Annotated in this window: 27 protein-coding genes and 2 pseudogenes; 12 read left to right on the top strand and 17 right to left on the bottom strand. The window is 60.1% G+C overall.

Annotation, left to right across the window (positions count from 1 at the left end; all coding sequences use genetic code 11):
* Positions 1-650 (bottom strand): annotated as a pseudogene (locus AACV02_RS01850) (AlgP family protein); the annotation flags it as partial.
* A 192-nt stretch (positions 651-842) separates the two neighbouring features.
* Between AACV02_RS01850 and AACV02_RS01845 the strand changes: the two are divergent.
* Complete coding sequence (locus AACV02_RS01845) at positions 843-1,520, top strand: FKBP-type peptidyl-prolyl cis-trans isomerase (RefSeq protein WP_119737275.1); 678 nt, start codon at positions 843-845, stop codon at positions 1,518-1,520.
* Positions 1,521-1,573: 53 nt separating this feature from the next.
* On the opposite strand, the gene rsd is transcribed toward AACV02_RS01845, so the two are convergent.
* The 8 genes and pseudogenes from rsd to AACV02_RS30820 form a co-directional block, all read right to left on the bottom strand.
* Complete coding sequence (gene rsd, locus AACV02_RS01840) at positions 1,574-2,032, bottom strand: sigma D regulator (RefSeq protein ID WP_106575814.1); 459 nt, start codon at positions 2,030-2,032, stop codon at positions 1,574-1,576.
* Positions 2,033-2,241: 209 nt separating this feature from the next.
* A complete protein-coding gene (locus tag AACV02_RS01835) occupies positions 2,242-2,763 on the bottom strand; it encodes a disulfide bond formation protein B (protein ID WP_106575815.1) in 522 nt (173 codons plus the stop codon).
* A gap of 236 nt (positions 2,764-2,999) precedes the next feature.
* Positions 3,000-4,241: a heme biosynthesis protein HemY gene (locus AACV02_RS01830; protein ID WP_106575816.1), complete on the bottom strand. Its 1,242-nt coding sequence runs from the start codon at positions 4,239-4,241 to the stop codon at positions 3,000-3,002.
* A gap of 5 nt (positions 4,242-4,246) precedes the next feature.
* Entirely contained in the window at positions 4,247-5,362 is a 1,116-nt protein-coding gene (locus AACV02_RS01825) for a uroporphyrinogen-III C-methyltransferase (RefSeq protein ID WP_106575817.1), read from the bottom strand.
* A gap of 41 nt (positions 5,363-5,403) precedes the next feature.
* On the bottom strand, positions 5,404-6,153 hold the full coding sequence (locus tag AACV02_RS01820) for a uroporphyrinogen-III synthase (protein ID WP_119737273.1): 750 nt from the start codon (positions 6,151-6,153) through the stop codon (positions 5,404-5,406).
* A complete protein-coding gene (gene hemC / locus AACV02_RS01815; protein ID WP_119737271.1) occupies positions 6,150-7,091 on the bottom strand; it encodes a hydroxymethylbilane synthase in 942 nt (313 codons plus the stop codon). Before hemC ends, AACV02_RS01820 begins: the two co-directional genes overlap by 4 nt.
* Positions 7,092-7,228: 137 nt before the next feature.
* Positions 7,229-7,975 (bottom strand): LytR/AlgR family response regulator transcription factor, encoded by a 747-nt coding sequence (locus tag AACV02_RS01810; RefSeq protein WP_119737269.1) that lies wholly within the window; start codon positions 7,973-7,975, stop codon positions 7,229-7,231.
* Positions 7,972-8,088: pseudogene (locus AACV02_RS30820) on the bottom strand (sensor histidine kinase); the annotation flags it as partial. The pseudogene AACV02_RS30820 and the gene AACV02_RS01810, both read right to left, overlap by 4 nt.
* A gap of 388 nt (positions 8,089-8,476) precedes the next feature.
* Between AACV02_RS30820 and argH the strand changes: the two are divergent.
* Positions 8,477-9,871 (top strand): argininosuccinate lyase, encoded by a 1,395-nt coding sequence (gene argH, locus AACV02_RS01805; RefSeq protein WP_119737267.1) that lies wholly within the window; start codon positions 8,477-8,479, stop codon positions 9,869-9,871.
* A 160-nt stretch (positions 9,872-10,031) separates the two neighbouring features.
* Here the strand turns inward: argH and AACV02_RS01800 are convergent, their stop codons facing one another.
* Entirely contained in the window at positions 10,032-10,691 is a 660-nt protein-coding gene (locus AACV02_RS01800) for a glutathione S-transferase family protein (protein WP_119737265.1), read from the bottom strand.
* 127 nt (positions 10,692-10,818) lie between these two features.
* Between AACV02_RS01800 and AACV02_RS01795 the strand changes: the two genes are divergently transcribed.
* From AACV02_RS01795 to AACV02_RS01785, 3 genes are all read left to right on the top strand, one after another.
* Entirely contained in the window at positions 10,819-11,103 is a 285-nt protein-coding gene (locus AACV02_RS01795; RefSeq protein ID WP_106575823.1) for a hypothetical protein, read from the top strand.
* 151 nt (positions 11,104-11,254) lie between these two features.
* On the top strand, positions 11,255-11,509 hold the full coding sequence (locus tag AACV02_RS01790) for a TIGR02647 family protein (protein WP_106575824.1): 255 nt from the start codon (positions 11,255-11,257) through the stop codon (positions 11,507-11,509).
* Between the two features lie 168 nt (positions 11,510-11,677).
* Complete coding sequence (locus AACV02_RS01785) at positions 11,678-14,518, top strand: class I adenylate cyclase (RefSeq protein WP_119737263.1); 2,841 nt, start codon at positions 11,678-11,680, stop codon at positions 14,516-14,518.
* Between the two features lie 11 nt (positions 14,519-14,529).
* On the opposite strand, the gene rnk is transcribed toward AACV02_RS01785, so the two are convergent.
* The 3 genes from rnk to cyaY all read right to left on the bottom strand — a co-directional run bounded on the left by rnk (position 14,530) and on the right by cyaY (position 15,625).
* Positions 14,530-14,940 (bottom strand): nucleoside diphosphate kinase regulator, encoded by a 411-nt coding sequence (gene rnk / locus AACV02_RS01780; RefSeq protein ID WP_106575826.1) that lies wholly within the window; start codon positions 14,938-14,940, stop codon positions 14,530-14,532.
* Between the two features lie 131 nt (positions 14,941-15,071).
* Positions 15,072-15,290 carry a DUF1289 domain-containing protein gene (locus AACV02_RS01775; RefSeq protein WP_106575827.1) on the bottom strand — a complete coding sequence of 73 codons (219 nt, stop codon included), beginning with the start codon at positions 15,288-15,290 and terminating at the stop codon, positions 15,072-15,074.
* Positions 15,291-15,292: 2 nt separating this feature from the next.
* A complete protein-coding gene (gene cyaY / locus AACV02_RS01770) occupies positions 15,293-15,625 on the bottom strand; it encodes an iron donor protein CyaY (protein ID WP_094948747.1) in 333 nt (110 codons plus the stop codon).
* 238 nt (positions 15,626-15,863) lie between these two features.
* Between cyaY and lptM the strand changes: the two genes are divergently transcribed.
* The 6 genes from lptM to AACV02_RS01740 are packed head-to-tail and all read left to right on the top strand — an operon-like array spanning position 15,864 to position 20,449.
* The gene (lptM, locus tag AACV02_RS01765) at positions 15,864-16,034 is read left to right on the top strand and encodes an LPS translocon maturation chaperone LptM (protein WP_106575828.1); all 171 of its coding nucleotides are present in this window, start codon (positions 15,864-15,866) and stop codon (positions 16,032-16,034) included.
* Between the two features lie 9 nt (positions 16,035-16,043).
* On the top strand, positions 16,044-17,291 hold the full coding sequence (gene lysA / locus AACV02_RS01760; protein WP_119737261.1) for a diaminopimelate decarboxylase: 1,248 nt from the start codon (positions 16,044-16,046) through the stop codon (positions 17,289-17,291).
* A gap of 3 nt (positions 17,292-17,294) precedes the next feature.
* The gene (gene dapF, locus AACV02_RS01755; RefSeq protein WP_119737259.1) at positions 17,295-18,125 is read left to right on the top strand and encodes a diaminopimelate epimerase; all 831 of its coding nucleotides are present in this window, start codon (positions 17,295-17,297) and stop codon (positions 18,123-18,125) included.
* 13 nt (positions 18,126-18,138) lie between these two features.
* Positions 18,139-18,855 carry a DUF484 family protein gene (locus AACV02_RS01750; RefSeq protein WP_106575831.1) on the top strand — a complete coding sequence of 239 codons (717 nt, stop codon included), beginning with the start codon at positions 18,139-18,141 and terminating at the stop codon, positions 18,853-18,855.
* 2 nt (positions 18,856-18,857) lie between these two features.
* Complete coding sequence (gene xerC, locus AACV02_RS01745) at positions 18,858-19,757, top strand: tyrosine recombinase XerC (protein ID WP_119737257.1); 900 nt, start codon at positions 18,858-18,860, stop codon at positions 19,755-19,757.
* A complete protein-coding gene (locus tag AACV02_RS01740) occupies positions 19,754-20,449 on the top strand; it encodes an HAD family hydrolase (protein WP_119737255.1) in 696 nt (231 codons plus the stop codon). Before xerC ends, AACV02_RS01740 begins: the two co-directional genes overlap by 4 nt.
* Before the next feature lie 207 nt (positions 20,450-20,656).
* Here the strand turns inward: AACV02_RS01740 and sutA are convergent, their stop codons facing one another.
* The 4 genes from sutA to glnK form a co-directional block, all read right to left on the bottom strand.
* Positions 20,657-20,983, bottom strand: coding sequence for a transcriptional regulator SutA (gene sutA, locus AACV02_RS01735; RefSeq protein WP_106575834.1), 327 nt, complete (start codon positions 20,981-20,983; stop codon positions 20,657-20,659).
* A 102-nt stretch (positions 20,984-21,085) separates the two neighbouring features.
* Entirely contained in the window at positions 21,086-21,511 is a 426-nt protein-coding gene (locus AACV02_RS01730; protein ID WP_071485166.1) for a secondary thiamine-phosphate synthase enzyme YjbQ, read from the bottom strand.
* 208 nt (positions 21,512-21,719) lie between these two features.
* Positions 21,720-23,060, bottom strand: coding sequence for an ammonium transporter (locus AACV02_RS01725; RefSeq protein WP_017135897.1), 1,341 nt, complete (start codon positions 23,058-23,060; stop codon positions 21,720-21,722).
* A gap of 35 nt (positions 23,061-23,095) precedes the next feature.
* On the bottom strand, positions 23,096-23,434 hold the full coding sequence (gene glnK, locus AACV02_RS01720; RefSeq protein WP_002555808.1) for a P-II family nitrogen regulator: 339 nt from the start codon (positions 23,432-23,434) through the stop codon (positions 23,096-23,098).
* Between the two features lie 423 nt (positions 23,435-23,857).
* On the opposite strand from glnK, the gene AACV02_RS01715 reads away from it, so the two are divergent.
* Positions 23,858-24,121, top strand: a complete 264-nt coding sequence (locus tag AACV02_RS01715; RefSeq protein WP_058421153.1) for an accessory factor UbiK family protein — start codon at positions 23,858-23,860, stop codon at positions 24,119-24,121.
* Positions 24,122-24,219: the final 98 nt, after the last annotated feature.

Below are 24,219 nucleotides of genomic sequence, written 5' to 3'. Positions count from 1 at the left end.
GCAGTTTTAGCGGCTGGCTTGGCGGCTGGTTTTGCAGCAGCAGTTTTGGCAGCTGGTTTGGCGGCTGGTTTTGCAGCAGCAGTTTTAGCGGCTGGTTTGGCGGCTGGTTTTGCAGCAGCAGTTTTAGCGACTGGCTTGGCGGCTGATTTTACAGCAGCAGTTTTAGCAGCTGGTTTTGCAGCAGCAGTTTTGCCCGCGGATTTGGACGCTGCTTTAGTCGAAGCCTTCGACGCAACGGCTTTTGCTGGCGTGCGAGCACCCAGTGCTTTAGCCACGGCTTCTTTCACACGACCAACGCCCTGGGCCAGCTTCAGGCTTTCCTGAGCATCGCGTTTGAGTTGGGAAATGTAGGTGCGGGTTTCAGCTTGGCGATCCTTGAGGGCGTCCAGCAGATCCTCAAGTTCCTTGACAGCGTCTTTGGCTTTGGCTTGTGCCTTGGCCTTGCCGGCGGTGGCGGCGTCTTGCAGTTTGGTACGGGATTTGTGCAGCTTTTCTTGCGCTTTACCGCGTTGTTTTTCCAATTTGGCGAGCAGTTTTTCTGCATCAGCCAAGGCTTGGGAACAGGCGCTTTCCAGATGTTCGAGCAAGCTGCCCGAAAGTTGTTGGAGTAAATGCAACGGGGTATTTACAGGCTTCTGTTTGGCCGACATGGTTTACCTCCTGGCTGACGTGGGTGCGGCTCATACTAGCCCTCTGCTCTTACCGCCGCTAGGGCATGTTGACAGTATCGTTTGCCTTGCGTTGCACCATAGGAAAATTCTTATCGATATAACGAAAAACCACGGCACTTTTTACGCACTCACACTGGCATAATCCGTCGCACTTTCGGCGGGAGAATAACCATGTCGCGTTACCTTTTTTTAATGCTTGGCTTGGTGGTTTCCATGACCCATGCGGCAGAACAATCGCCGTCAAAAACTACAGCCCAAGACCCGCACGACCTTGCTTACAGCCTGGGCGCCAGCCTCGGCGAACGACTGCGCCAGGAAGTGCCCGACCTGCAGATCCAGGCGTTGATCGATGGCCTTAAACAAGCCTATCAAGGCAAACCACTGGCGCTGGACAATGCACGGATCGAGCAGATCCTCGCCGAGCACGAAGCACAGAGCGCGGCCGAGGCTGAGGCACCGCAAAGCGAAAAAGCACTCGCTGCCGAACAGCAATTTTTATCCAAGGAAAAAGCAACAGCCGGCGTGCGTGAGTTATCGAATGGCATCCTGCTGACGGAGCTGACGCCGGGTACCGGCAGCAAGCCGTTGGCCAGTGATGAGGTGCAAGTGAAATACGTAGGGCGGTTGCCCGATGGGACTGTCTTCGATCAGAGCACACAACCGCAATGGTTTCGCCTGGACAGTGTGATCAGCGGCTGGAGCAGCGCGCTGCAACAGATGCCGGTAGGCGCGAAATGGCGCCTGGTGATCCCTTCCGCCCAAGCCTATGGCGCCGACGGTGCTGGCGAGTTGATCCCTGCTTATACGCCGCTGGTGTTCGAGATCGAACTGCTCGGCACTCGCCATTGACCCAATAAAAAACGGTGCGCCATGCGCACCGTTTTTTGTCTCGCCGCCAAGGCTCAGGCCTGGGTGGCGGCCTCTTCTTTGTGAGCGTTGTGCAACACTTCGATCAGGCAATCTTCCAGCTCGAAACGTTCGTGCAGTAACCCGCCAAGCTCTTTGAATTTTTCGGCAACACATTTGCCGGCATCGCACAATTCGGTGAACACCAGCAGTTTTTCCGTGATGACATCGATGCGCGGGTAGATGGTCTCGGCCAAGTCCAGACCACGCTGATCATCAAAGGCTTCCGCCTCTTTGGTCAGTTGTTCGTAGACGCCGAAATGTCCGGCAGACACGTAGTCCACCAACACAGCGCAAAAGTCTTGCAGCGGCTCGCGATTCTCACCCAATGCTTCGGGCTTGGCGCCAAGAGCATCAAAGGCCCGAACCAGTTCGTGACGTGCCTTCAACCAGCTGTCGATCAGCTTGTGCACCCCACCCCAGCGTTCCTGAGCATTCTGACAACTTTCCAGCATGATGATCTCTCTTCCCTATAGGGGGCGCTGCCGCCTGTGCCCGCGCAACACTCAAGGATAAAAGCAGCAGCCGGACAAGGCCGCATTTGGCAAACGGTTTCGATAATGCGTGCGGGCCAGATTATGCCCGCATGACTATGGCTTCAAGGTACGCAGGAGAGAAAGTTCATACAAGTGTTTAATCCCGTCCTACGACCCGCGACACACTTTCAAGGCCTTGCGAGACCCCATCGGCGACTTAAAAACAACCGCGAAAACTGCAGGATGCCCAGCATCAGCATGGCCAGGAAGAACAGCAAGCTCCATTCGGGAACGCTGAGATCGAACAGTGTCCAGTTGATCTCAACGCAATCGACAGTGCCTTTGACGGTCAACTGCAGTGCTTGCCACAGCGACAGGTTTTCAATCATGTAGTGCAGGCTTGGCCAGCAATCGGTGGTCTGCCCCGGTGCGGCATTTTGTAGCAGCACCTGGCGTACGGCAGTGATAGCGCCGAGCAATGCGCAGCCCATGCTGGCAAACCCGTAGAGGTAAACCGCAGAGCGCTTTGGATTATGAATTGCCGCGACCAGATTGATCAGCGTGAAGGCTGCCAGAAAGATACGTTGCAGCTGGCAAAGGAAACACGGGCGTAGCAACGCGCCGTACTCAAGATAAAACGACGCGCCCAACGTCAGCACACCAGCCATGAACGCCAGGAAAAACAAGGAGCGTGAAGGGGCCAAAGACATTGTTATCCGTACCGCAAGAGATAGGCCGTCACGGTAGAGGAAAGGCCTGACCCCTTTCAATACTCGTTAGAGCAGACAATTCCGCGAGAGCATAGGGATATCTCGTCAGACCCTGGATGACTTTAAGCAGCTATCAGTAGGAATTTACTACGTAGCGCTTTAGACCCAGTATTTACTGGCTAACGAAGGGTTGGCTCTCAGAAACGTCCGAGCCAACCTTCGCCAACTTTCCTACTTCAAACCCGCGCGGGCATGGGCAACGGTGATGCCAGCAAGCGACTGTCCAGCAGCCCCAGCCCCTCCTGGAACAGCTGATTGCTGCGCTCGGTGTCACCCAATTGGGCCAACAGTCGTGCCAGCTCAGCGCAGGCCTCAGGGTTGCGTTGCACCTGCAGGCTGCTTTCAAGGTAATCCCGCGCCTTGCCCCACAAGCTGTTTTGCAGGCACAAGCGACCCAGGGTCAGCAGCAAGCTGGCGTCACCCGGGTGATCCTTGAGCCAGCCTTCGGCAAACTTTAATTGCCGGGCCGAATCAGCGCCCCGCAGCAAACCATAAAGCCGGATCAAGTGGCTGTCATAGCCGCGCTTGATGGCGCTGCGCAGCACGTCCTCAGCCTTGGCGTCGGCCCCCAGCCGGCGCAGTTGCTCGGCGTATGCCAGAACCAGCTGCGGCTCTTGGCGCTGGGCGGATGTGAGTTGCTCCCACGCCCGATCAAGAGACTGCAAGCCTGCTTCACCCTGCTCTTCACGCTGGGCCGCCAGCCCGAGGTTTTCACCCCAGGCGCGACGCTCCAGCTCGGCCAGCTCGCTGGCGGGAAGGACTTTGTCTTTTCGCAGCTCCGGCAACAAGCGAATCACTGATGACCAATCGCCCCGCTGCTGATGCAGACGCTGCAACTGTCGCAACACCTGCGGATTGTGCGGATGACGCTCGTGCATCGCCTGCAAGGTCACCAAGGCGCCTTCTGTATCGCCACGGTCCATCTGCAATTGCGCATGGCTCAAGGCAACCGCCAGCTCAGCCTGGGGCTGGCGCTCCAGCGCGCGCTCCAGCAAACCGTCGGATTCTTCATAACGGCCCTGCTCATTGGCCGCACGTGCCGCGCCAAGGTAGTACAGCAGTGGCTGGCGCTCCGCTTCGGCGGCGCGGTGCAGGTGGCGTTCGGCACTGGCCCAGCGACCTTCGGCGAGGTCCAGCTGGCCCTGCTCAATCGCAATTTGTACCCGGCGACTGCGGTTACGTCGCGACCATGGGTTGACCACACCACCGGAGGTGCTGAGCAGGCTCAGCAACACACGGATCAGATAGATCGCCAGGCCGACGGCAAACACGGCCACCAGCGTCGCCCACAGGCTCGACTCGTAATGCAGCAGATGGGGATAGGTAATCAGCACGTAGCCGGTGTGCTTGGAAATGCCCACGCCCAGCGCCAGGGCGATTGCAATCGCCAGCACCAGGATCACATAGAAACGCTTCATCGGCTCTACTCCTGGGTCGCTGGCGTGCCCGCCGACGCCTTGGCTTCATCGGCAGACAGATGACGACGTTCGAGGTAGGCCTGCACGGCGGCCAGGCTGGCCGCCAGGTCAGGCGTGACCACGGAAACGGCCTTGGGCTCAAGCTCGGCGATACGCGCAAGCATCGCTTTGCTCTGCGGGTTGTCCTGGTTGAAGTTATCTTGCAGGACACTGCGCGCCTCGCCCAGGGAACGGCTGTACACCGCCGTTTCACCATTGAGCGCAGCCCATTGCGCCTGCTCAAGAGCCAGGCTCAACGCCAGGCGTACCTGATTCAGGCCTTGACCGGCGAGCAACGGTCGAATGTTGTCGTCCGGGTTGAAGTCGATGCGGAAGTAGCGGGAAATCTCCTCCCACCATTGGCTCAAGCGACCTTGCGTATCGCTGGTCGGACGACCTTGAGAGCCCGGCTCGCTGAGTTGATATTCCGGGGCAATAGCCGCCAGTTGTACAACCTGATCGCGCAGCGCGGCGAGTTGCAGATAAAGCCCGGTGCGGTCCGGCTGCTCGGTACTGCGCAACGCGGCAAGGCTCTTGGCCAGTTGCTCGCGTGCGGCGTAGGAGCCCGGATCACTTTGCTCACGCAGAATTTCGTCCGCCCCCTGGACCAGTGACTGCGCGCTGTTGATGTCCTGCAGGGCAGACAAACGCAAGCTGGCCAGACGGATCAAATGCTCGGCTTCAGCCAGGCGCCAGTCCTGGCGACTGGCACCCAGCACGGTTTCCAGGCGCTGGCTCAAACGCTGCTGATCGCCCTGCAACTGGGCTACCAGACGGCGGCGCTCTTCCAGTTCATCTGCACCGGGCAATTGCGCCAGTCGGGTAGTCAGCTGTTGCTGGCTCTGCTTGAGGGATTGGGATTGCTCGTCGAGTGCTTGCACCTGGCTCGACTGTTGTTGACTGCCGGCTTGCAGGGCGCGGACCTGCCAAATGCCCCATCCGCCAGCGGCGACACCTGCGGCGCCGAGCAACAAGGCCACGATTGCCAGGCCATTGCCACGGCGTGGCGCGGCGACCGGTGACTCAACCGGCGCATCGAGTGCGGGCTGGGTTTCATCTTTAGGCAAGGCTGTTTCGCTCACGTATCCGTCCTTTGCGTATCAGAGAGTGGGCGCGGCTTGCCTCACAAGGCAGCGCTGCGCAACGCCACTAACAAAGCCGCGGCACTCGCACCGCGACAATCCACAACTTTTTCTGCGCCAGCGGCCCGCGCCATTTCATAGACGCGAGGGCTGGGCACGAACAATGGCAGCCGTGCCACCTGCGGCCAATCGGGGCCAGCCAACGCTTGCAGGTGCAAAAAACCCTGCCCACTGCTGACCACCACGCCGTTCAAGCGTTCCAACTGTATGCGTTGCATCAGCTCCCCGGCGTCGTACGCCGGAAGGGAACGACGATACAACTCCAGATAATCGACACTAGCACCTTGCTCGCGTAAACGCTCAGCCAGCAGCTCTCGCCCGCCTTCGCCACGCAGGATCAACACCCGCGCATCGGGGCGTGCGATAGCCTCGCGCAAGGCGGGCAGTGCAAGCAAGGCCTCGCTGTCATCGCCGGTTTGCGGGTAATGAACAGTGAGGTCGTGATCGGCCAGTACTTGCGCGGTGGCCGCGCCGACGCTGAACCAGGGCAGTTGCGGCCAATGCCGATCCAGCTGTTGCAAGGCCAGGCGCGCGGCAGGCTTGCTGACCACGATGACCGCGCTATAACGGCCCAGATCACAAAAGACCGCTTGTTGCTCAGCCGTCACCGGCAAGGCCTGGATCGCCAACAATGGCAGACTGCTGCTGAAAATGCCGGCCTCGGACAACGTCGCGGCCAGGGCCATGGCTTCCTCGACAGGCCGCGTCAGCAACAGACGCCAGTCGGTCACTGCGGACCAGCCTCGCCATAGATTTTTTGCAGAATGACACCGGCGCCTTTTTCCAGCAGCTCTTCTGCCACCTGAATTCCCAGCGCGGTAGCATCACGCTGCGGCCCGCGAACCTCGGCGGTGAGCAGCGTGCCGCCTGCGGGGTCGCCTACCAGGCCACGCAGCCACAGGTTTTCACCCTCGAGCACGGCGTAACAGGCGATCGGTACCTGGCAGCCGCCGTTGAGGCGTTTGTTCAGCGCGCGCTCGGCCGTGACACGCACTTCGGTGTCTTGATGATCAAGGGGTTTGAGCAGGGCGTGAATTTCACTGTCCGCGGTGCGGCATTCGATACCCACAGCGCCTTGTCCGCCCGCGGGCAAGCTGTCTTCTACGCTGATGGCCGAGGTGATGCGGTCTTCGAAGCCCAGGCGAATCAGGCCAGCCGCTGCAAGAATAATCGCGTCATATTCGCCCGCATCCAACTTGGCCAGACGGGTATTGACGTTGCCGCGCAGAAAACGAATTTGCAGGTCCGGCCGGCGAGTCAGCAACTGCGCCTGGCGACGCAGGCTTGAGGTGCCGACGACACTGCCCAAGGGCAGCTCATCCAGCGACGCGTAAGTGTTGGATACAAACGCGTCACGCGGGTCTTCGCGCTCGCAGATGCAATACAAGCCAAGACCTTCAGGGAAGTCCATCGGCACGTCTTTCATCGAATGCACGGCGATGTCGGCTTCGTTTTCCAGCAGTGCGGTTTCCAGTTCCTTGACGAACAAGCCCTTGCCGCCAATCTTCGACAATGGCGAGTCGAGCAGCTTGTCGCCGCGACTGACCATGGGCACCAGAGACACTTTCAGCCCTGGATGGGCTTGCTCAAGGCGTGCTTTGACGTATTCGGCCTGCCACAAGGCCAGGGCACTTTTACGGGTGGCGATGCGGATTTCGCGAGAGGACATGGATCAATCCGTACTGAATAGATACGGCAGATAATAACAGCTCAGGCAAACACGCTTTGATTTGAATCAGCAAGTGCGGGGCCTCCCTGGCCGCGTCGCACCGGGATACAGAATGCAGACCTCGCCAAAGCCCCTGGCTAAAGCTGCTGCATCATCTTGCGCACACCGGCGACGTGGCGTCGGCTGACGATCAAGGCATCGCCGTTAAGCCCTTTGAGGAACAACTGAAAGTGCCCCAGCGGCGTGCGCTGCAAGCGTTCTATTCGCTCACGGGCCACCAGCGCGTTGCGGTGGATGCGCACAAAGCGGTCGCCGAATTCGTCCTCAAGGGCCTTGAGCGGCTCATCGAGCAACACTTCACCCGTCTCGTGACGCAAGGTCACGTACTTGTGGTCGGCGATAAAGTAGACCACCTGGTTCAGCGGAATCAGCTCGATACCTTTACGGGTCCGTGCACTGATATGGCTGCGTGGCCCGTTACCACTCTGAGCTGCTGGCTGGGTCAAAGCCGCGAGCTGGACGCGGTTGGGACGCTCGGCCTTTTTCAGGGCCTTGAGCAGCGCCTCAGCGGTCACCGGCTTGGCAAGAAAGCTGACACCGCTGTCTTCCAGGGTTTGCGCAGAAAACTCTTCTTGAGCTGCACACAACACCACGGCAGGCGGCGATTCTCGCTCACTCAAGCGGGCGGCCACTTGCAAGCCATCAAGGCCCGGCAGGCGAATATCGAGCAACACCACATCCGGCTTGAGACTGTCGATCAGCGTCAACGCCTCTTCGCCGTTGGTGGCGCTCGGTTCAAGGACTGTATAACCCTCGAGTTCACTGACCAAACGGCTCAGTCGCTCGCGGGCTTGGGGTTCGTCATCAACGATCAGGACATTCATATTGCGCTGGATTCCTGCGTGAGTCTCGCACAAGGATAGCGTAGACAGGTGCGGTGACTTGCGTCACAGCGATCCACGCTAAGACTAGCGCGAGCGGCAAAAAGTGCCCCGGCAGCGGCACCCATATTTACCCGGACCTGTTCAATTGCGCCCAAGACCTGCTGCCTTCGGGCATCGTCGTAGGGTTTGCTGATACACAATCCGAATACCCCCCTTTTTTAATGGATAGTCAGGCTATGACCGCATCACCCGACTTTGGTGCATTCACGCTCTATCAGTGCAACTGTAGACGCTCGCTGAGACGATATTGCTCAATCGTCAAATATCGTTTCAATAAAGGCCTGCTCCAGTCTCTTCCCGGAAGCGTTCGGCGGCAAGGCACTTAGCCATCCTTGGCACAAATAAAAATGCCGACCACCCGCAGCACCGCCTCCAAGTGCAACCCTGTTATTATCGGCGGCACACCTCCACGCCTCTTTTAAGCAGATCACGAGCGAATCCATGAGCACCGACAAGACCAACCAGTCCTGGGGCGGCCGCTTCAGTGAACCCGTCGACGCCTTCGTCGCGCGCTTCACCGCCTCCGTCACTTTCGACCAGCGCCTGTACCGCCACGACATCATGGGCTCGATCGCCCACGCCACGATGCTGGCCAAGGTCGGCGTGCTGACCGACGCCGAGCGCGACAGCATCATCGATGGCCTGACCACCATTCGCGGTGAAATCGAGGCCGGCACGTTCGACTGGCGCGTCGACCTGGAAGACGTGCACATGAACATCGAAGCCCGTCTCACCGATCGCATCGGTGTGACCGGCAAGAAACTGCACACCGGTCGCAGCCGTAACGACCAGGTGGCTACCGATATTCGCCTGTGGCTGCGTGACGAAATCGACCTGATCCTGGGCGAAATCACCCGCCTGCAAAAAGGTTTGCTCGAGCAGGCCGAGCGTGAGTCCGGCACTATCATGCCCGGCTTCACCCACCTGCAAACTGCGCAACCGGTGACCTTCGGCCACCACTTGCTGGCCTGGTTCGAAATGCTCAGCCGCGACTACGAGCGCCTGGTGGATTGCCGCAAGCGCGCCAACCGCATGCCGTTGGGCAGCGCCGCACTGGCCGGCACCACTTACCCGATCGACCGCGAATACACCGCACAACTGCTGGGTTTTGACGCGGTTGGCGGCAACTCCCTGGACGGCGTGTCGGACCGTGACTTCGCCATCGAATTCTGCGCTGCCGCCAGCATCGCGATGATGCACTTGTCGCGCTTCTCCGAAGAACTGGTGCTGTGGACCAGTGCGCAATTCCAGTTCATCGACCTGCCGGACCGCTTCTGCACCGGCAGCTCGATCATGCCGCAAAAGAAAAACCCCGACGTGCCTGAGCTGGTGCGTGGCAAAAGCGGCCGTGTATTCGGCGCGCTGATGGGCTTACTGACCTTGATGAAGGGCCAGCCATTGGCCTACAACAAAGACAACCAGGAAGACAAAGAGCCGCTGTTCGACGCCGCCGACACGCTGCGCGATTCGCTGCGTGCATTTGCCGACATGATCCCGGCGATCAAGCCCAAGCACGCGATCATGCGTGAAGCGGCCTTGCGCGGGTTCTCCACGGCAACCGACCTGGCGGACTACCTGGTGCGCCGTGGCCTGCCGTTCCGTGACTGCCACGAAATCGTCGGCCATGCCGTGAAATACGGCGTGGACACCGGCAAGGACCTGGCGGAAATGAGCCTGGAAGAGTTGCGCCAATTCAGCGACCAGATCGAGCAGGACGTGTTTGCCGTGCTGACCCTGGAAGGCTCGGTGAATGCGCGTAATCACGTGGGCGGGACTGCACCGGCGCAGGTCAAGGCCGCCGTCGTACGCGGCCAGGAACTGCTCGCCAGCCGCTAAAAGCATCGCAGGCAAGCCAGCTCCCACCTTTGAATGGGTTCACCACTCAAAGTGTGGGAGCGGGCTTGCTCGCGAATACGGTAGACCAGTCGCTATATGTTGACTGACACACCGCTTTCGCGAGCAAGCCCGCTCCCACATTTGATGTGTGCACGGCTGATTACTTCTTGGCCGCAACCATCGCCATAAACGCCGGCATCGCCGCTTCCCTGTCCGCCGCCACTTTCTGCGCATTGGGCATCGCGTGCAGTCGCTCCAGCAGCGCTTTCGCCTTCGGCAACTCAGCCAGCAAATCCAGGCCAAACAGCTTCTCGCCCACGGCACAGGCGAGGTTCACGCTGTACATGAAATACAGATCGGCAAGCGTGAAGCTCTCCCCCGCCACGTACGGCGCAAACTTGCCGTGTCGACCTAAAGCACTGATCCCCAACAGCAACTCAGCCCTGGATTTTTCCTTGATCGCCTCCGGCACCGGCATACCGAAGAACGCCTCGGCGAAACACGCGCGGGCGGGCAACTCGATGTACAGCTCGATTTCCCTGCACAGCGCCAGCACCTGAGCCCGCTGAAAAGGCTCGGCCGGCAGCAACGAAGGGCCTTCCTGAGTGTGTTCGATGTACTCCAGAATCACGCTGGTTTCATTGATAAAGCCTTGCTTGACGCCCAGCACCGGCACTTTGCCTCGCGGGCTTACCGCAAGCGCTTCAGGCGTCTGGCCTGCATAAAATGGCACTTCTTCAAACGGTAGGCCTTTCTCCAGCAGCGCCATTTTGACCATGTTGTAGTAGTTGCTGACCGAAAATCCGTAAAGCTTGAGCATCGCGAATGCCTCCAGGCCGGGTGTGGGGTTGGCTGCAGAAGTTATAGAGCGTGCGGCCCGACCTGACCAGCAGCATCACCTGCCTGAATGGGGGTAGACTGGCGCCCTTTCCTTGAGGAGCCCCGCCATGAGCGAGCCGACCGATATCGACAACGACGAAGAAGAATTCACCGAAAGCACGCTGACCCAGGCCATCGAAAACCAGATCGAAAGCGACAACCCGCCTGCCGCCAAGGCCACCTTCAACAAGCTGACCCTGGTGGGCTACGAGCGCGAAGACATTCTGAATCTCATGGCCCACGTGCTGGCTGTTGAAATCGACAAGATGCTTGAAGAAGACCGCGCCTTCGATACCCAATGGTATGAAACCGCGCTGCGCGCATTGCCGGAACTACCCCCGGAAAACGACTGAATCGAGCACTTTCGTGGCCGGGAAGCCTGCTTCCTCGCCACAAACCTGCGCCATATCAAGACCCATGACTTTCACACTGGACAGCCCGGCAAAGTGCGTTCACCTTATGCCCTGCTAGCCTCTAATAAATTTTAGAAAGTCTGGAGTCCTTATGTCGTATACCCCTGAGTTGGTTGCCGAACTGGAAATCCTTGTACTCTTCCCCTTGGACAGCACCAAGGAAGGTCTGAAAGTCCACCAGACCGCTGCTCCCGCTGCCATCGCCGCGGCCAAGCGCCTCCATGCGAAAGGCCTTATCGACCAGCCAGACGGGGGCTACCTGACCAGCCTTGGCCGGGACGCTGCAGAGCAGGCCCAAACCCTGCTGACCATCCTGACGACCGCTACCACCAAAGAAGCTGCCTGATCCCTGATACCGCCCATGGAGTCCGCTTTCTGCGGATTCCGAGGGCACTGCTGTGGATGGCACAAAATTCTGACGCCAGAAACCATTTCCCTCTAAACCTCCTACGCTTCTGTCTGTAAACTCCTACACGGCCGCCCACGTCGGGCCCTGCGAGCCAACGAGTTCGACATGACCCGCACCCACGAAATCCGCCCCGACCTGGACGAAGGCATCGACCGCAAGGTGCTGGCCCAATTGCGCGCGCGTTTCATGGCCCTCAATGAAGGGCGCATCGCCCGGGCCGTCGAAGGTCTGACCCCGCGCCAGCAAAGCGTGTTGACGCTGTTGCCGCTGTTTTTCCACGTCAACCACCCCCTGCTGCCCGGTTATGTCTCGGGCAGCACGCCGGCCGGGCTGTCCAATTTCGAACCGGACGCCCAGGCGCTTACTGAAGCTCAGCGCCTGACCCGTTCGTTCTCCTACAAGCCACGCCATGGCAATCCGCCACGGCCTATCCTTGGCCTGTACCTGATGGGCAGCCTTGGCACCCTGGCTCAAGCGGACCAGAGCGATATGGACGTGTGGGTCTGCCACTCGCCCGAACTTGGCGAAGCCGAACTGGCCGAGCTGCGCAAAAAGTGCCAGTTGCTGGAAGCCTGGGCCCTGACCATGGGCGCCGAGGCGCATTTTTTTCTGATCGAACCGACGCGCTTTGTATTGGGTGAGCGCGACACGCAACTGAGCTCCGACGACTGCGGCACCACCCAGCATTACCTGCTGCTGGATGAGTTCTACCGCACCGCCATCTGGCTGGCCGGGCGTACGCCGATCTGGTGGCTGGTGCCGGTGTACGAGGAAAGCCGCTATGCCGAGTTCACCCATACGCTGATATCCAAGCGCTTCATCCGCGCCGACGAAACCCTGGACCTTGGGCATCTGGCCCACATCCCTCCGGGCGAATTCATCGGCGCCGGGCTGTGGCAGTTGTTCAAGGGCATCGAGTCGCCCTACAAATCAGTGCTCAAGCTGCTGCTGACCGAGGTCTACGCCAGCGAGCACCCGAACGTGCACTGCCTGAGCCTGCGCTTCAAGCGCGCCGTGTTCGCCAATCAGATGGACCTGGACGAGCTGGACCCGTACATCGTGGTTTACCGCCGCATCGAGGAATACCTCAAGGCGCGCAATGAGCCGGAGCGCCTTGAACTGGTGCGGCGCGCGCTGTACCTGAAGGTCAATCGCAAGCTCAGCGTCGGCCAACGCAGCACTGGTTGGCAACGACGCCTGCTGGAGCGCCTGGCCAATGAATGGGGTTGGGACCAGCGCCAACTGGCGCTGCTGGACAGCCGCAGCCAGTGGAAAGTGCGCCAGGTCGCCTCCGAGCGCCGCGCGCTGGTCAACGAACTGAATTACAGCTACCGCTTCCTCACCCAGTTCGCCCGCACCGAGCAAACCGCCAGCCTGATCAACAAGCGTGATTTGAACGTGCTGGGCCGGCGCTTGTATGCAGCGTTCGAACGCAAGGCCGGCAAGGTCGAGTTCATCAACCCCGGCATCGCGCCCGACTTGGCCGAAGACACGCTCACGCTGGTGCAGTCCCCCAATCGCAAGGAGCCGGGCCAGCATCACTGGGGCCTGTACAACGGTAACCTCACGGCGCTGGAATGGGAGCACTTCGCGCCGATCAAGCGCAGCCGCGACCTCTTGGAAATGCTCACCTGGTGCCATCGCAACGGCGTGATCGACAGCAGCACCCGCCTGGCGCTGCACCCGGGCGTCAGTGACATGACCGAATTCGAGCTGTTCAACCTGCTGGGCAGCCTGCAACACACCATCGCCCTGCCCCTGGCCAGCGTCGATGAGGATCGCCTGTTGCGCTCGGCGGTACCGGAAGAAGTGCTGTTGTTGATCAACGTCGGTGTCGACCCGCTCAAACATCATCGCGACTTGAACATCCTGATGACCACCGAGCGCACCGACTCCCTGAGCTATGCCGGCGTACGCGACAACCTGGTGCTGACCCTGGATCAGGTCACGCTCAATAGCTGGAACGAGGTCATGGTCAGCCGCTACGACGGCCCCCACGCACTGCTCGACTGCCTGCGTGACTACCTCAATCAACTGCCGTCGGATCACCTGCCACGCCTGCGAGTGCGCTGCTTCTGTCACAACCGTGCGCAGTTCATTGCCCAGCGTGTAGAAGAAATTTTCGACACCGCGCAAAACCTGCTGCTTAGCCAGTCCAATCACCGCTACCTGTTGCAGGTGCAGCAGCACTACCACGTGATGGAGCTGATGCCGGGCCAGGCCACCCATGTGTCGCTGCCGACCCAAGACGCGCTGATTGCCTACCTCAGCGAAGAACTGGCCAGCTACAGCCCGTTGCACCTGGACGCCATGGCCCTGGAAGACCACGACCTGGCGCTGCTGTTGCCGATGGGCTTGGCCGATTGCGTGCAGGTGTTCTACCGGGTCAATGAAGGCGTTGCCGAGTTGTATGTGCTGGATGAGTTCAACGCGCTCTGGCAGCAACGCCTGCCGTTTCATGATGAGCAGAGCCTGCTGGCGCCGTTGCAGCGTTTTCTGCAATCGATCATCTATCGCCGCGAAGCGCTGGCGCCGCTGGATACGCTGCAGCCGTTGGGCGAAGTGCAAATCTTGTATTACCAACTGTTGCCATCAGGCAGCAATCGCGCACGCGGCATGGAGCCGCGCCCCGCGCCGCAGAACCCGGCCAATAAGCCGTTTTATGACGTGCAGGCAATTATCGGCAAGGCGGCGCCCGGCCAAGTGGGCATCACCCTGTACTGCAACCAGCGGGAGTTTTGCGAACTGGAGTTTGGCGACCAGCTGTTTGCCGTGGTCGCCCAGGAAATCGTCGGGCAACGTCGAGAAACCGAACGTTACCGCTGCTACATCACCGACCTGGACCTGTCCGGCCTGCTCGGTGATGTGCAAAGCCCGAGCAACCTGTACCTGCGTTACAAGGCCAAGCTGGAGCTGTCGCTCAACAACGCACTGAAGCAGGTTTAAAGCGGCTCTTGTTACAGAGAGAACGCGCCACCGTCTTTGGGCTGGCCGTCAACGCTGAGCAGCTCAAGCTTGAGGGTTTTGCCGCCGGGTGCCGGCCAGTCGATATGCTGGCCCACCTTCAGGCCGAGTAATGCACTGCCTACCGGCGCGAGGATCGAGATCTTGCCCTCGTCTGCGTTGGCATCCTTTGGGTAAACCAAGGTCAGGTGATAGTCCTTGCCGCTGCCTTGCTCACGGCAATGCACGCTGGAGTTCATCGTCACGACACTTGCAGGCACTTCCTCGTGGCCAACCACTTCTTCAGCGCGGTCGAGTTCGTGTTGCAGGGCTTCGACGCCCGGCGAGTCCTCGCCTACACGGTCGATCAATTGCTCAAGACGCTGCACGTCGAGACGGGTAAGTATGATGGAAGGTGCGGTCATGATTCAGGCAGACTCCTTTTTTCTGCACAAAAAAGCAAAACCCCGCCAGAAAAAGGCGGGGTTCTCACGGACCTCGATGAGTTGAGGTGTACCCGGACACTACCACAGCGACACAAATAAACAAGACGACCTCAGGCACGCTCCCTGCGTTGCTCGGCCTCGGCGCAGATCACCCGGCGCCGGTTATCGTCAGCGGAGCGCCATTCACGAATGTCTTCCACATGGCGGAAGCAGCCGAGGCAGACCTTCTGCTCGTCCAGGCGACACAAACTGATACAAGGTGACGGCACCGCCGGGCTGACATTGCTGAACAGCGGCTTGGGCGGACGTACGGGTGCAGGCTGGGTCACGATCAGATCTCGTCGAAGTCCAGGTCGGCGCCGGACTGTTCCTTCGTGAGGCGCGCAAGCATTTCGCTCAGCAGCTCCTCGGTGGTGTCGTGCGCCCAACGGTTTTCTTCCTCGTCATAGTCGAAGTGAAAACCACCGGTACGGGCCGCCAGCCATAGCTGACGCAACGGCTCCTGGCGACTGAAGATCAGTTGGGTGCCGTTTTCAAACTTGACGGTCAGCACGCCGGCCGAGTTTTCCAGGTCCACGTCCAGGCCGCTGTCGTCGAAAATATCTTCCAGCGCCTGCTGGGTCGCATCCACCAGGTCGTGAAAACGGGCTTCGGTCAAACTCATTGTGGCAACCTCAAAAGTGTCTGGTTCTGCTCAAGCGCCGCACGATACGGGCGAGCCCCGCTGATTGCAAAGGATACCGAGTTCATTACCGATGGAGGTATCAAATATCCCCGGCCAGCGTAGCCTGCTTCGCGCTCAAGTCGGCAAACCCCCGCCGGACGGGTATTTCGGCGCATAGGCAAGCTGGCGGGTGGTCGGTATACTCGGGCGCAATTAATGCATATTCAAGGATTTCGCCATGAAGCGCCTGATCTCTTCCCTTGCTGCGCTCGTCGCGGTCGCTTGCCTCGTTAGTGCCTGTGGTCAAAAAGGCCCGCTCTACCTGCCCGATGACAGCAAAGACCCAAATGACCAGGCGCAGTCGTCACAAAAGCCGTCAAAAGCGCACAAGCACGACACCTATCAATAAGGGAAACCCATGGACGCTTTTAACTACCGGGACGGCGAGCTGTTCGCGGAAGGCGTGGCGTTGTCCGCGATTGCCGAGCGCTTTGGCACCCCGACCTATGTGTACTCGCGTGCGCACATCGAAGCCCAATACCGCTCCTTTACCGACCCACTGAACGGCGTTCCACACCTGGTGTGCTACGCGGTCAAGGCCAACTCCAACCTGGGTGTACTCAATGTCCTGGCGCGTCTGGGCGCCGGTTTCGACATCGTCTCCCGTGGTGAGCTGGAACGTGTGCTGGCGGCCGGCGGCAAGGCTGACAAAATCGTCTTCTCCGGCGTCGGCAAAAGCCGCGAAGACATGCGCCGCGCTCTGGAAGTCGGCGTGCATTGCTTCAACGTCGAGTCCACCGACGAGCTGGAGCGCCTGCAAGTCGTCGCCGCCCAGATGGGTGTTCGTGCGCCGATCTCGCTGCGCGTCAACCCGGACGTCGACGCCGGCACTCACCCCTACATTTCCACCGGTCTCAAAGAGAACAAGTTCGGCATCGCCATTGCCGACGCCGAGGACGTGTACATCCGCGCCGCGCAGTTGCCGAACCTGGAAGTGCTGGGTGTCGACTGCCATATCGGCTCGCAATTGACCAGCCTGCCTCCGTTTCTGGATGCGCTCGACCGCCTGCTGGCGTTGATCGATCGCCTGGGCGAGTGCGGCATTTACCTGCAACACATCGATCTGGGTGGTGGCGTGGGTGTGCGTTATCGCGATGAAGAGCCGCCGCAGATCGCCGACTACATTCAGGCTGTGCGCGAGCGCACTGAAGGCCGCGGCCTGACCCTGATGTTCGAGCCGGGCCGCTACATCGTCGCCAACGCCGGCCTGCTGCTGACGCAAGTCGAGTACCTCAAGCACACCGAGCACAAGGATTTCGCCATCGTCGACGCGGCGATGAACGACCTGATCCGCCCGGCGCTGTACCAGGCCTGGATGAATGTGACAGCCGTCAAGCCACGTGCTGGCGAAGGCCGTAATTACGATATCGTCGGCCCGATCTGCGAGACCGGTGACTTCCTGGCCAAGGAGCGTCAACTGGCCCTGGAAGAAGGCGATCTGCTGGCCGTGCATTCGGCCGGTGCCTATGGGTTTGTCATGAGTTCCAACTACAACACGCGCGGCCGTGCCGCCGAGGTGCTGGTGGACGGTGATCAAGCGTTTGAAGTGCGTCGCCGCGAGACGGTAGCCGAGTTGTATGCTGGCGAAAGCCTGCTGCCGGAGTAAGCCATGCTGCTGCGTTTTACCAAGATGCACGGGCTGGGCAACGACTTCATGGTCCTCGACCTGGTCAGCCAGCACGCGCACATCCTGCCCAAGCACGCTAAACAATGGGGCGACCGTCACACCGGCATTGGCTTTGATCAATTGCTGATCGTCGAGGCGCCGAGCAACCCGGAAGTGGATTTCCGTTACCGGATCCTCAACTCCGACGGTTCCGAAGTGGAACAGTGCGGCAACGGTGCGCGTTGCTTTGCGCGTTTTGTGCTGGACAAGCGCTTGACCGCCAAGCGCCAGATTCGCGTCGAAACTAAAAGCGGCGTGATCGAACTGGATGTTCGCAGCGACGGCCAGATCAGCGTCAACATGGGCGCGCCACGCCTGGTGCCGGCGGATATTCCGTTTCAGGCCGCCGAGCAGGCGACCAGCTATGCGCTCGACGTTGATGGCAAGCACGTGGATATCGCCGCAGTGTCGATGGGCAATCCGCACGCCGTGCTGCGGGTCAACGACATCAATAACGCCCCGGTGCATGAATTGGGGCCGGAAATCGAACATCACCCGCGCTTTCCGGCACGGGTCAATGTGGGCTTCCTGCAGGTGATCGACCGTTCCCGCGCACAATTGCGTGTGTGGGAACGCGGCGCCGGCGAAACCCAGGCCTGCGGCACCGGCGCTTGCGCTGCGGCCGTGGCCGCGATCAGCCAGGGGTGGATGGATTCGCCGCTGTTGATCGACCTGCCCGGCGGACGTTTGTCCATCGAATGGGCAGGCCCTGGCCACCCGGTGATGATGACCGGGCCGGCCTCGCGCGTATACGAAGGACAGGTCCGCCTATGAGTGAGCAAAGCTAATGACCGACACGCCTCAAGTACCCGCCCAAGCATCCCCGAGCGAAAGTCTGGAGGCCGCCGCTGTCGCGGCGTACCTTGAGGCTAATCCGGACTTCTTCGTCGAACACGAAGAGCTGTTGCCCGCCCTGCGCATCCCCCACCAGCGCGGCGATACCGTGTCGCTGGTAGAGCGGCAGATGAAGATCCTGCGCGAGCGCAATATCGAAATGCGCCATCGGCTCTCGCAGTTGATGGACGTGGCCCGCGACAACGACCGCCTTTTCGACAAGACCCGTCGCCTGATTCTTACCCTGATGGACGCCACCAGCCTGGAAGAAACGGTGATTGCCGTGGAAGACAGCCTGCGCCAGGACTTCCAGGTGCCATTTGTGAGCCTGATCCTGTTCAGCGACAACCCGATGCCGGTGGGTCGCTGGGTCAGCGGTGGTGAAGCGCAAACCGCGATTGGCGGCTTGCTCTCTGAAGGCAAGACCATCAGCGGCACCTTGCGTGAGCATGAGCTGGATTTTCTGTTTGGCGCCGAACAGCGCAAACAGATCGGCTCCACCGCCGTGGTCGCCCTCAGCCATCAAGGCCTGCACGGCGTACTGGCGATCGCCAGCCGTGACCCGCAGCATTACAAAAGCTCTGTAGGCACGCTGTTTTTGACCTACATCGCTGAAGTGCTGGGCCGGGTACTGCCGCGCTTCACCACCGCCCTGCGCGCGGTGCGCTAGTCATGGAACGGCAGCTGGACGCTTATTGCGCTCACCTGCGCAACGAGCGCCAGGTGTCGCCCCATACCCTGGAAGCCTATCGACGGGACTTGAACAAGGTTCTGGCGTACTGCGAAAAACAACAGATCGCCAGCTGGAAAGCCCTGGATATCCAGAGCCTGCGCAGCCTCATCGCGCGTCTGCATCAGCAAGGCCAGTCTTCACGCAGCCTGTCGCGCCTGCTTTCGGCGGTGCGCGGCCTGTATCACTACCTCAACCGTGAAGGCCTGTGCGATCACGACCCGGCCAATGGCCTGGCCCCGCCCAAGGGCGAACGGCGCCTGCCCAAGACCCTCGACACTGATCGTGCCCTGCAATTGCTGGACGGTGCCGTCGAAGACGACTTCCTCGCCCACCGCGACCAGGCCATCCTTGAGCTGTTCTATTCCTCGGGCCTGCGCTTGTCAGAGCTGACCGGCCTGAACCTCGATCAACTGGACCTGGCGGACGGCCTGGTGCAAGTGCTCGGCAAAGGCAGCAAGACCCGTGTGCTGCCGGTCGGCCGCAAGGCTCGGGAAGCCTTGCAGCTATGGTTGCCGCTGCGTCTGTTGACCAACCCCGCGGACGACGCGGTGTTTGTCAGCCAGCAAGGCCGACGCCTGGGGCCACGGGCGATCCAGGTGCGGGTCAAGCTCTCCGGTGAACGCGAGCTGGGGCAGAACCTGCACCCGCACATGCTGCGACATTCTTTTGCCAGCCATCTGCTGGAATCGTCCCAGGACCTGCGCGCGGTGCAGGAGCTGCTCGGCCACGCCGACATCAAGACCACGCAGATCTACACCCACCTCGACTTCCAGCACCTGGCTACGGTGTACGACAGCGCCCATCCACGGGCCAAACGCATCAAGGGCGGCGACTCATGAGTATCAAGCTGATCACCTTCGACCTGGACGACACACTCTGGGACAACGTACCCGTCATCATCGGCGCCGAAGCGTCGATGCGCGAATGGCTGGCGACCCATGCCTCCAAGGTCGGCGATTTGCCTCTTGAGCATTTCGCCAGCCTTCGCCAACAGGTGCTGGAGCGCCATCCCGAGCTCAAGTACCGCATCAGCCTCCTGCGCCACCGCGTACTGATGCACGCGTTTGAAGAGGCGGGTTATCCACAGCCCGAAGCCACGCAAATGGCAGACGTGTGCTATGAGGCGTTCATTCATGCCCGGCACCAGCTCACGCCATTTCCCGAAGCCGAGCCGATGCTTCAAGCATTGCGCCAGCATTTCCTCCTGGGCGTGATCACCAACGGCAACGCCGACGTGCAGCGCGTGGGCCTGGCAGATTATTTCCACTTTGCGCTGCGCGCCGAAGATATCGGCATCGCCAAGCCGGATGCGCGACTGTTTCAGGAAGCGCTGCAACGCGCCGGCGTGGACGCCAGTCAGGCCGTGCATATTGGCGATCACCCCGGCGATGACATCGCCGGGGCGCAGCAGGCGGGGCTGCGGGCGGTGTGGTTCAACCCGACGGGCAAAGCATGGGAAGCGGATAAACGCCCGGATGCGGAAATTCGCAGCTTGAAAGAACTGCCGCCGTTGCTTCGCAGTTGGCAGTAACGCTATCGCGGCAACACTAAAAACCAAAATGTGGGAGCGGGCTTGCTCGCGAAGGCGGTGTATCAGTCAGCACATCAGCAACTGACAAAGCGCTTTCGCGAGCACGCCCGCTCCTACATTTGATGGGTGGTGACCCTTAGGATTTATTACATCCATGAAAAAGCCCGCAGCGACGGCGGGCTTTTTCATGCAAGCGAGCGGCTGACCTCAGATAGGACGGCTACCGTACTTGTTATCCGGCTTCTTCGGTGGATCTGCTACCACGTTGGCCTCGACTTCCTGCACTTTGCCGCCTTTGGCGAGGAATTCTTCCATCGCACGGGCCAGCGCATCGCGCTCTTTGTTCTTGGCTTCAACGCTTGGCAGTTCATCTACCGAAACAGCGGCCTTGGCTTTGCCTTTGGCTGCCGGGACAGGTGCATCGTCGCCACCGTCGTCGTCAGCAACGTCCTCAGCTGCCGCCTCAAGACCTTCTTCGGCCTCGTCGTCGTCACCGACTTCGAGTTCGTCGTTTTCCAGATCATCGTCGCTCATGTTCTACCTCATGACTTGCGAAAAGCAGATTAGTTATAGCCCAGCTTCACCCTCTGTCGAGGTCGCCGGAAAAAAATCAACATCCACTGGATTACCAGTGGCTTATGCCCCATCACCGTGCAAGGTGGCGAGGACTTTACGAGCACCGCCATGATCACGGTGCTCGCCCAGATAAACACCTTGCCAGGTCCCCATCGCCAAGCGGCCGGCCTTGACCGGCAAACTCAGCTGGCAGCCCAGGAGACTGGCCTTGAAGTGCGCCGGCAGATCATCCGGACCTTCGTCGTTGTGTTCGAACCCTGCACGCCCTTGCGGCACCAGCGAGTTGAAAAAACGCTCGAAGTCACGGCGAACCGCCGGGTCGGCATTTTCGTTGACCGTCAACGAAGCCGAGGTGTGCTGCAACCACAAATGCAACAGGCCCACACGGCACGCCTTCAATTCAGGCAGGCCGGCGAGCAACTCATCCGTCACCAAGTGAAAGCCCCGGGGCTTGGCCCGCAGGGTTATCAGGGTCTGTTGCCACATACAGTTCTCCGCCTATCGGCGCGCATTCTAGCGCGCTCTGGAAAAAAACAAAGTACCGAATACACCTACATGCCTGTAAGACATTCACACCCTTAAAAGTGCCGTGTGGTTCCCATCACAAAGTCGGCATAAACCCGTACACCTTTAGCCACAGACAAACCCCAGACAAAAAAATGCCCGGCAAGCCGGGCATCTTTTTTTCGCGTACTTACAAGTTGTAGCCGCGCTCGTTGTGTTGTGCCAGATCGAGGCCCACGGCCTCTTCTTCGTCGGTAACCCGCAGGCCCATGACCATGTCCAGCACCTTGAGGATGATGAAGGTCACGATAGCCGTGTAGATCACGGTGAAGCCGACGCCTTTGCACTGGATCCAGACTTGCGCTGCGATGTCAGTGGTCGCCGCGTTGAAGCCGCCCAGAGACGGAGCCGCGAACACGCCGGTCAGGATCGCGCCGAGGATACCGCCGATACCGTGCACGCCGAAGGCGTCCAGGGAGTCGTCGTAGCCCAGTTTGCGTTTCAGGGTAGTGGCGCAGAAGAAGCACACCACGCCCGCCGCCAGACCAATCACCAGGGCGCCCATTGGGCCCACGGTGCCCGCAGCCGGGGTGATTGCAACCAAACCTGCCACCACACCCGAAGCGATGCCCAGTGCACTTGGCTTACCGTGAGTGACCCACTCGGCAAACATCCAGCCCAGCGCGGCAGCAGCGGTCGCAATCTGAGTGACCAGCATCGCCATACCGGCAGTGCCGTTGGCCGCAGCCGCAGAACCGGCGTTGAAGCCAAACCAACCGACCCACAGCATGGCAGCACCGACCAGGGTGTAACCCAGGTTGTGAGGCGCCATCGGCGTGGTTGGGAAGCCTTTACGCTTGCCGAGTACCAGGCACGCCACCAGGCCAGCCACACCGGCGTTGATGTGCACCACGGTGCCGCCGGCGAAGTCCAGCACGCCCCAATCGCCCAGCAACGAACCCGGACCGCCCCACACCATATGCGCAATCGGTGCGTAGACCAGGGTGAACCAGACGCCCATGAAGATCAGCATCGCGGAGAACTTCATACGCTCGGCGAAGGCACCGACGATCAGCGCAGGCGTAATGATGGCGAACGTCATCTGGAAAGTGACGAACACCGCCTCAGGGAACAGCGCCGCAGGGCCGGTGATGCTCGCCGGGGTGACACCCGACAGGAACAGTTTGGACAGGCCGCCCACGAACGAGTTGAGGTTGACGACGCCTGCTTCCATACCGGTAGTGTCGAACGCCATGCTGTAGCCGTAAACGAACCACAAAATGGTGATCAAGCCGGTGATGGCGAAGCACTGCATCATCACGGAAAGAATGTTTTTGGAGCGAACCATGCCGCCATAGAACAGCGCCAGGCCTGGAATGGTCATGAACAGCACCAGCGCGGTGGATGTGAGCATCCACGCCGTGTCGCCGGAATTGAGGACTGGAGCGGGGGCTGGGTCCGCCGCCAATGCCAGGGCCGGCATTACGAGGGACAACAGGGCTCCTAGCCCTGCGAATTTACGCAGAGTCATATTGTTTTCTCCTGGGGCGTTGGGGGTTTGGCGGCTTAGATTGCGTCGGTATCGGTTTCGCCGGTACGGATGCGAATAGCCTGTTCCAGATTGACCACGAAGATCTTGCCGTCACCGATCTTGCCGGTGTTGGCCGCCTTGGTTATCGCCTCGATAACCCGGTCAAGATCCTTGTCGTCAATGGCGACATCAATCTTCACCTTTGGCAGGAAATCGACCACGTATTCCGCGCCGCGATACAGCTCGGTGTGACCCTTCTGCCGACCGAAGCCTTTGACCTCAGTAACGGTAATGCCCTGCACGCCGATCTCGGACAGCGACTCGCGTACATCGTCCAACTTGAACGGCTTGATGATGGCAGTGACTAGCTTCATGAAAACTCTCTCCCGAATTGGTGGACTTGCCCCAGGAAAACAAACCCGTCTCAAGTCTAAGCGCAGTGCCTGGCTTTGTAACGCGTCGTCGCCTCGGCATTTACCGTTGCGACGCCAGCGAACCACTGGTGACGAAACCTGTACCCCTGATCCGTCGGCGCACTGCATTCGTCACAGCGACTGCATCAGTGCATGGGTCATGATCGTCTAAGCAGAAAGCTTGCCAGCTCCGTAAAAATCACTGAAATCAGTCCTTTGCCCACTTATGCCCACCTGCGGGGCGTTTTGGCGACGCCAATGCGCACAAAAACAGTGCGCGACCGCCCGGAGCACTGCGCGAAAAGCGTGCGCTCCAGGCGGTGAAAAAGACTATAGACGCTGCGTGATACACTGCCCGCCAACCGTTTTTCCGGAATGTTTCCCATGCTCGCGCCCAAAGATCTCCTCGACGCCCTGAGCGGCCACGCCTCTCGCCTGTTCAGCGGCGAAACCCCGCTGCCTCGCAACGAAATCGAAAGCCAGTTCAAGGCGCTGCTGCAAAGCGGCTTCAGCAAGCTCGACCTGGTGAGCCGTGAAGAATTTGACAGCCAAATGGTGGTGCTGGCCCGCACGCGTGCACGGCTGGAGAGCCTCGAGGCGAAAGTCGCGGAGTTGGAAGCGCGGCTGACGCCACCTGCTGCTGAATAAACACGCTCAGTGTGGGAGCTGGCTTGCCTGCGATGCGGGCGCCTCGGTGTATCAGTTACACCGAGTCGATGCCATCGCAGGCAAGCCAGCTCCCACAT

It is taken from the genome of Pseudomonas sp. Larv2_ips, from assembly GCF_963879675.1.
Classification (GTDB): Bacteria; Pseudomonadota; Gammaproteobacteria; order Pseudomonadales; family Pseudomonadaceae; genus Aquipseudomonas.
This window is presented reverse-complemented; position numbering and strand designations above follow the sequence as displayed.

Excerpts from the sequence above, each read along its gene's own strand:
- AACV02_RS01845 (WP_119737275.1), top strand. The coding sequence starts at position 843 with ATGTCGCGTTACCTTTTTTTAATGCTTGGCTTGGTGGTTTCCATGACC.
- rsd (WP_106575814.1), bottom strand. The coding sequence starts at position 2,032 with ATGCTGGAAAGTTGTCAGAATGCTCAGGAACGCTGGGGTGGGGTGCAC.
- AACV02_RS01835 (WP_106575815.1), bottom strand. The coding sequence starts at position 2,763 with ATGTCTTTGGCCCCTTCACGCTCCTTGTTTTTCCTGGCGTTCATGGCT.
- AACV02_RS01830 (WP_106575816.1), bottom strand. The coding sequence starts at position 4,241 with ATGAAGCGTTTCTATGTGATCCTGGTGCTGGCGATTGCAATCGCCCTG.
- hemC (WP_119737271.1), bottom strand. The coding sequence starts at position 7,091 with ATGTCCTCTCGCGAAATCCGCATCGCCACCCGTAAAAGTGCCCTGGCC.
- AACV02_RS01810 (WP_119737269.1), bottom strand. The coding sequence starts at position 7,975 with ATGAATGTCCTGATCGTTGATGACGAACCCCAAGCCCGCGAGCGACTG.
- argH (WP_119737267.1), top strand. The coding sequence starts at position 8,477 with ATGAGCACCGACAAGACCAACCAGTCCTGGGGCGGCCGCTTCAGTGAA.
- AACV02_RS01800 (WP_119737265.1), bottom strand. The coding sequence starts at position 10,691 with ATGCTCAAGCTTTACGGATTTTCGGTCAGCAACTACTACAACATGGTC.
- AACV02_RS01795 (WP_106575823.1), top strand. The coding sequence starts at position 10,819 with ATGAGCGAGCCGACCGATATCGACAACGACGAAGAAGAATTCACCGAA.
- AACV02_RS01790 (WP_106575824.1), top strand. The coding sequence starts at position 11,255 with ATGTCGTATACCCCTGAGTTGGTTGCCGAACTGGAAATCCTTGTACTC.
- AACV02_RS01785 (WP_119737263.1), top strand. The coding sequence starts at position 11,678 with ATGACCCGCACCCACGAAATCCGCCCCGACCTGGACGAAGGCATCGAC.
- rnk (WP_106575826.1), bottom strand. The coding sequence starts at position 14,940 with ATGACCGCACCTTCCATCATACTTACCCGTCTCGACGTGCAGCGTCTT.
- cyaY (WP_094948747.1), bottom strand. The coding sequence starts at position 15,625 with ATGAGTTTGACCGAAGCCCGTTTTCACGACCTGGTGGATGCGACCCAG.
- lptM (WP_106575828.1), top strand. The coding sequence starts at position 15,864 with ATGAAGCGCCTGATCTCTTCCCTTGCTGCGCTCGTCGCGGTCGCTTGC.
- lysA (WP_119737261.1), top strand. The coding sequence starts at position 16,044 with ATGGACGCTTTTAACTACCGGGACGGCGAGCTGTTCGCGGAAGGCGTG.
- dapF (WP_119737259.1), top strand. The coding sequence starts at position 17,295 with ATGCTGCTGCGTTTTACCAAGATGCACGGGCTGGGCAACGACTTCATG.
- AACV02_RS01750 (WP_106575831.1), top strand. The coding sequence starts at position 18,139 with ATGACCGACACGCCTCAAGTACCCGCCCAAGCATCCCCGAGCGAAAGT.
- xerC (WP_119737257.1), top strand. The coding sequence starts at position 18,858 with ATGGAACGGCAGCTGGACGCTTATTGCGCTCACCTGCGCAACGAGCGC.
- AACV02_RS01740 (WP_119737255.1), top strand. The coding sequence starts at position 19,754 with ATGAGTATCAAGCTGATCACCTTCGACCTGGACGACACACTCTGGGAC.
- sutA (WP_106575834.1), bottom strand. The coding sequence starts at position 20,983 with ATGAGCGACGATGATCTGGAAAACGACGAACTCGAAGTCGGTGACGAC.
- AACV02_RS01730 (WP_071485166.1), bottom strand. The coding sequence starts at position 21,511 with ATGTGGCAACAGACCCTGATAACCCTGCGGGCCAAGCCCCGGGGCTTT.
- AACV02_RS01725 (WP_017135897.1), bottom strand. The coding sequence starts at position 23,060 with ATGACTCTGCGTAAATTCGCAGGGCTAGGAGCCCTGTTGTCCCTCGTA.
- glnK (WP_002555808.1), bottom strand. The coding sequence starts at position 23,434 with ATGAAGCTAGTCACTGCCATCATCAAGCCGTTCAAGTTGGACGATGTA.
- AACV02_RS01715 (WP_058421153.1), top strand. The coding sequence starts at position 23,858 with ATGCTCGCGCCCAAAGATCTCCTCGACGCCCTGAGCGGCCACGCCTCT.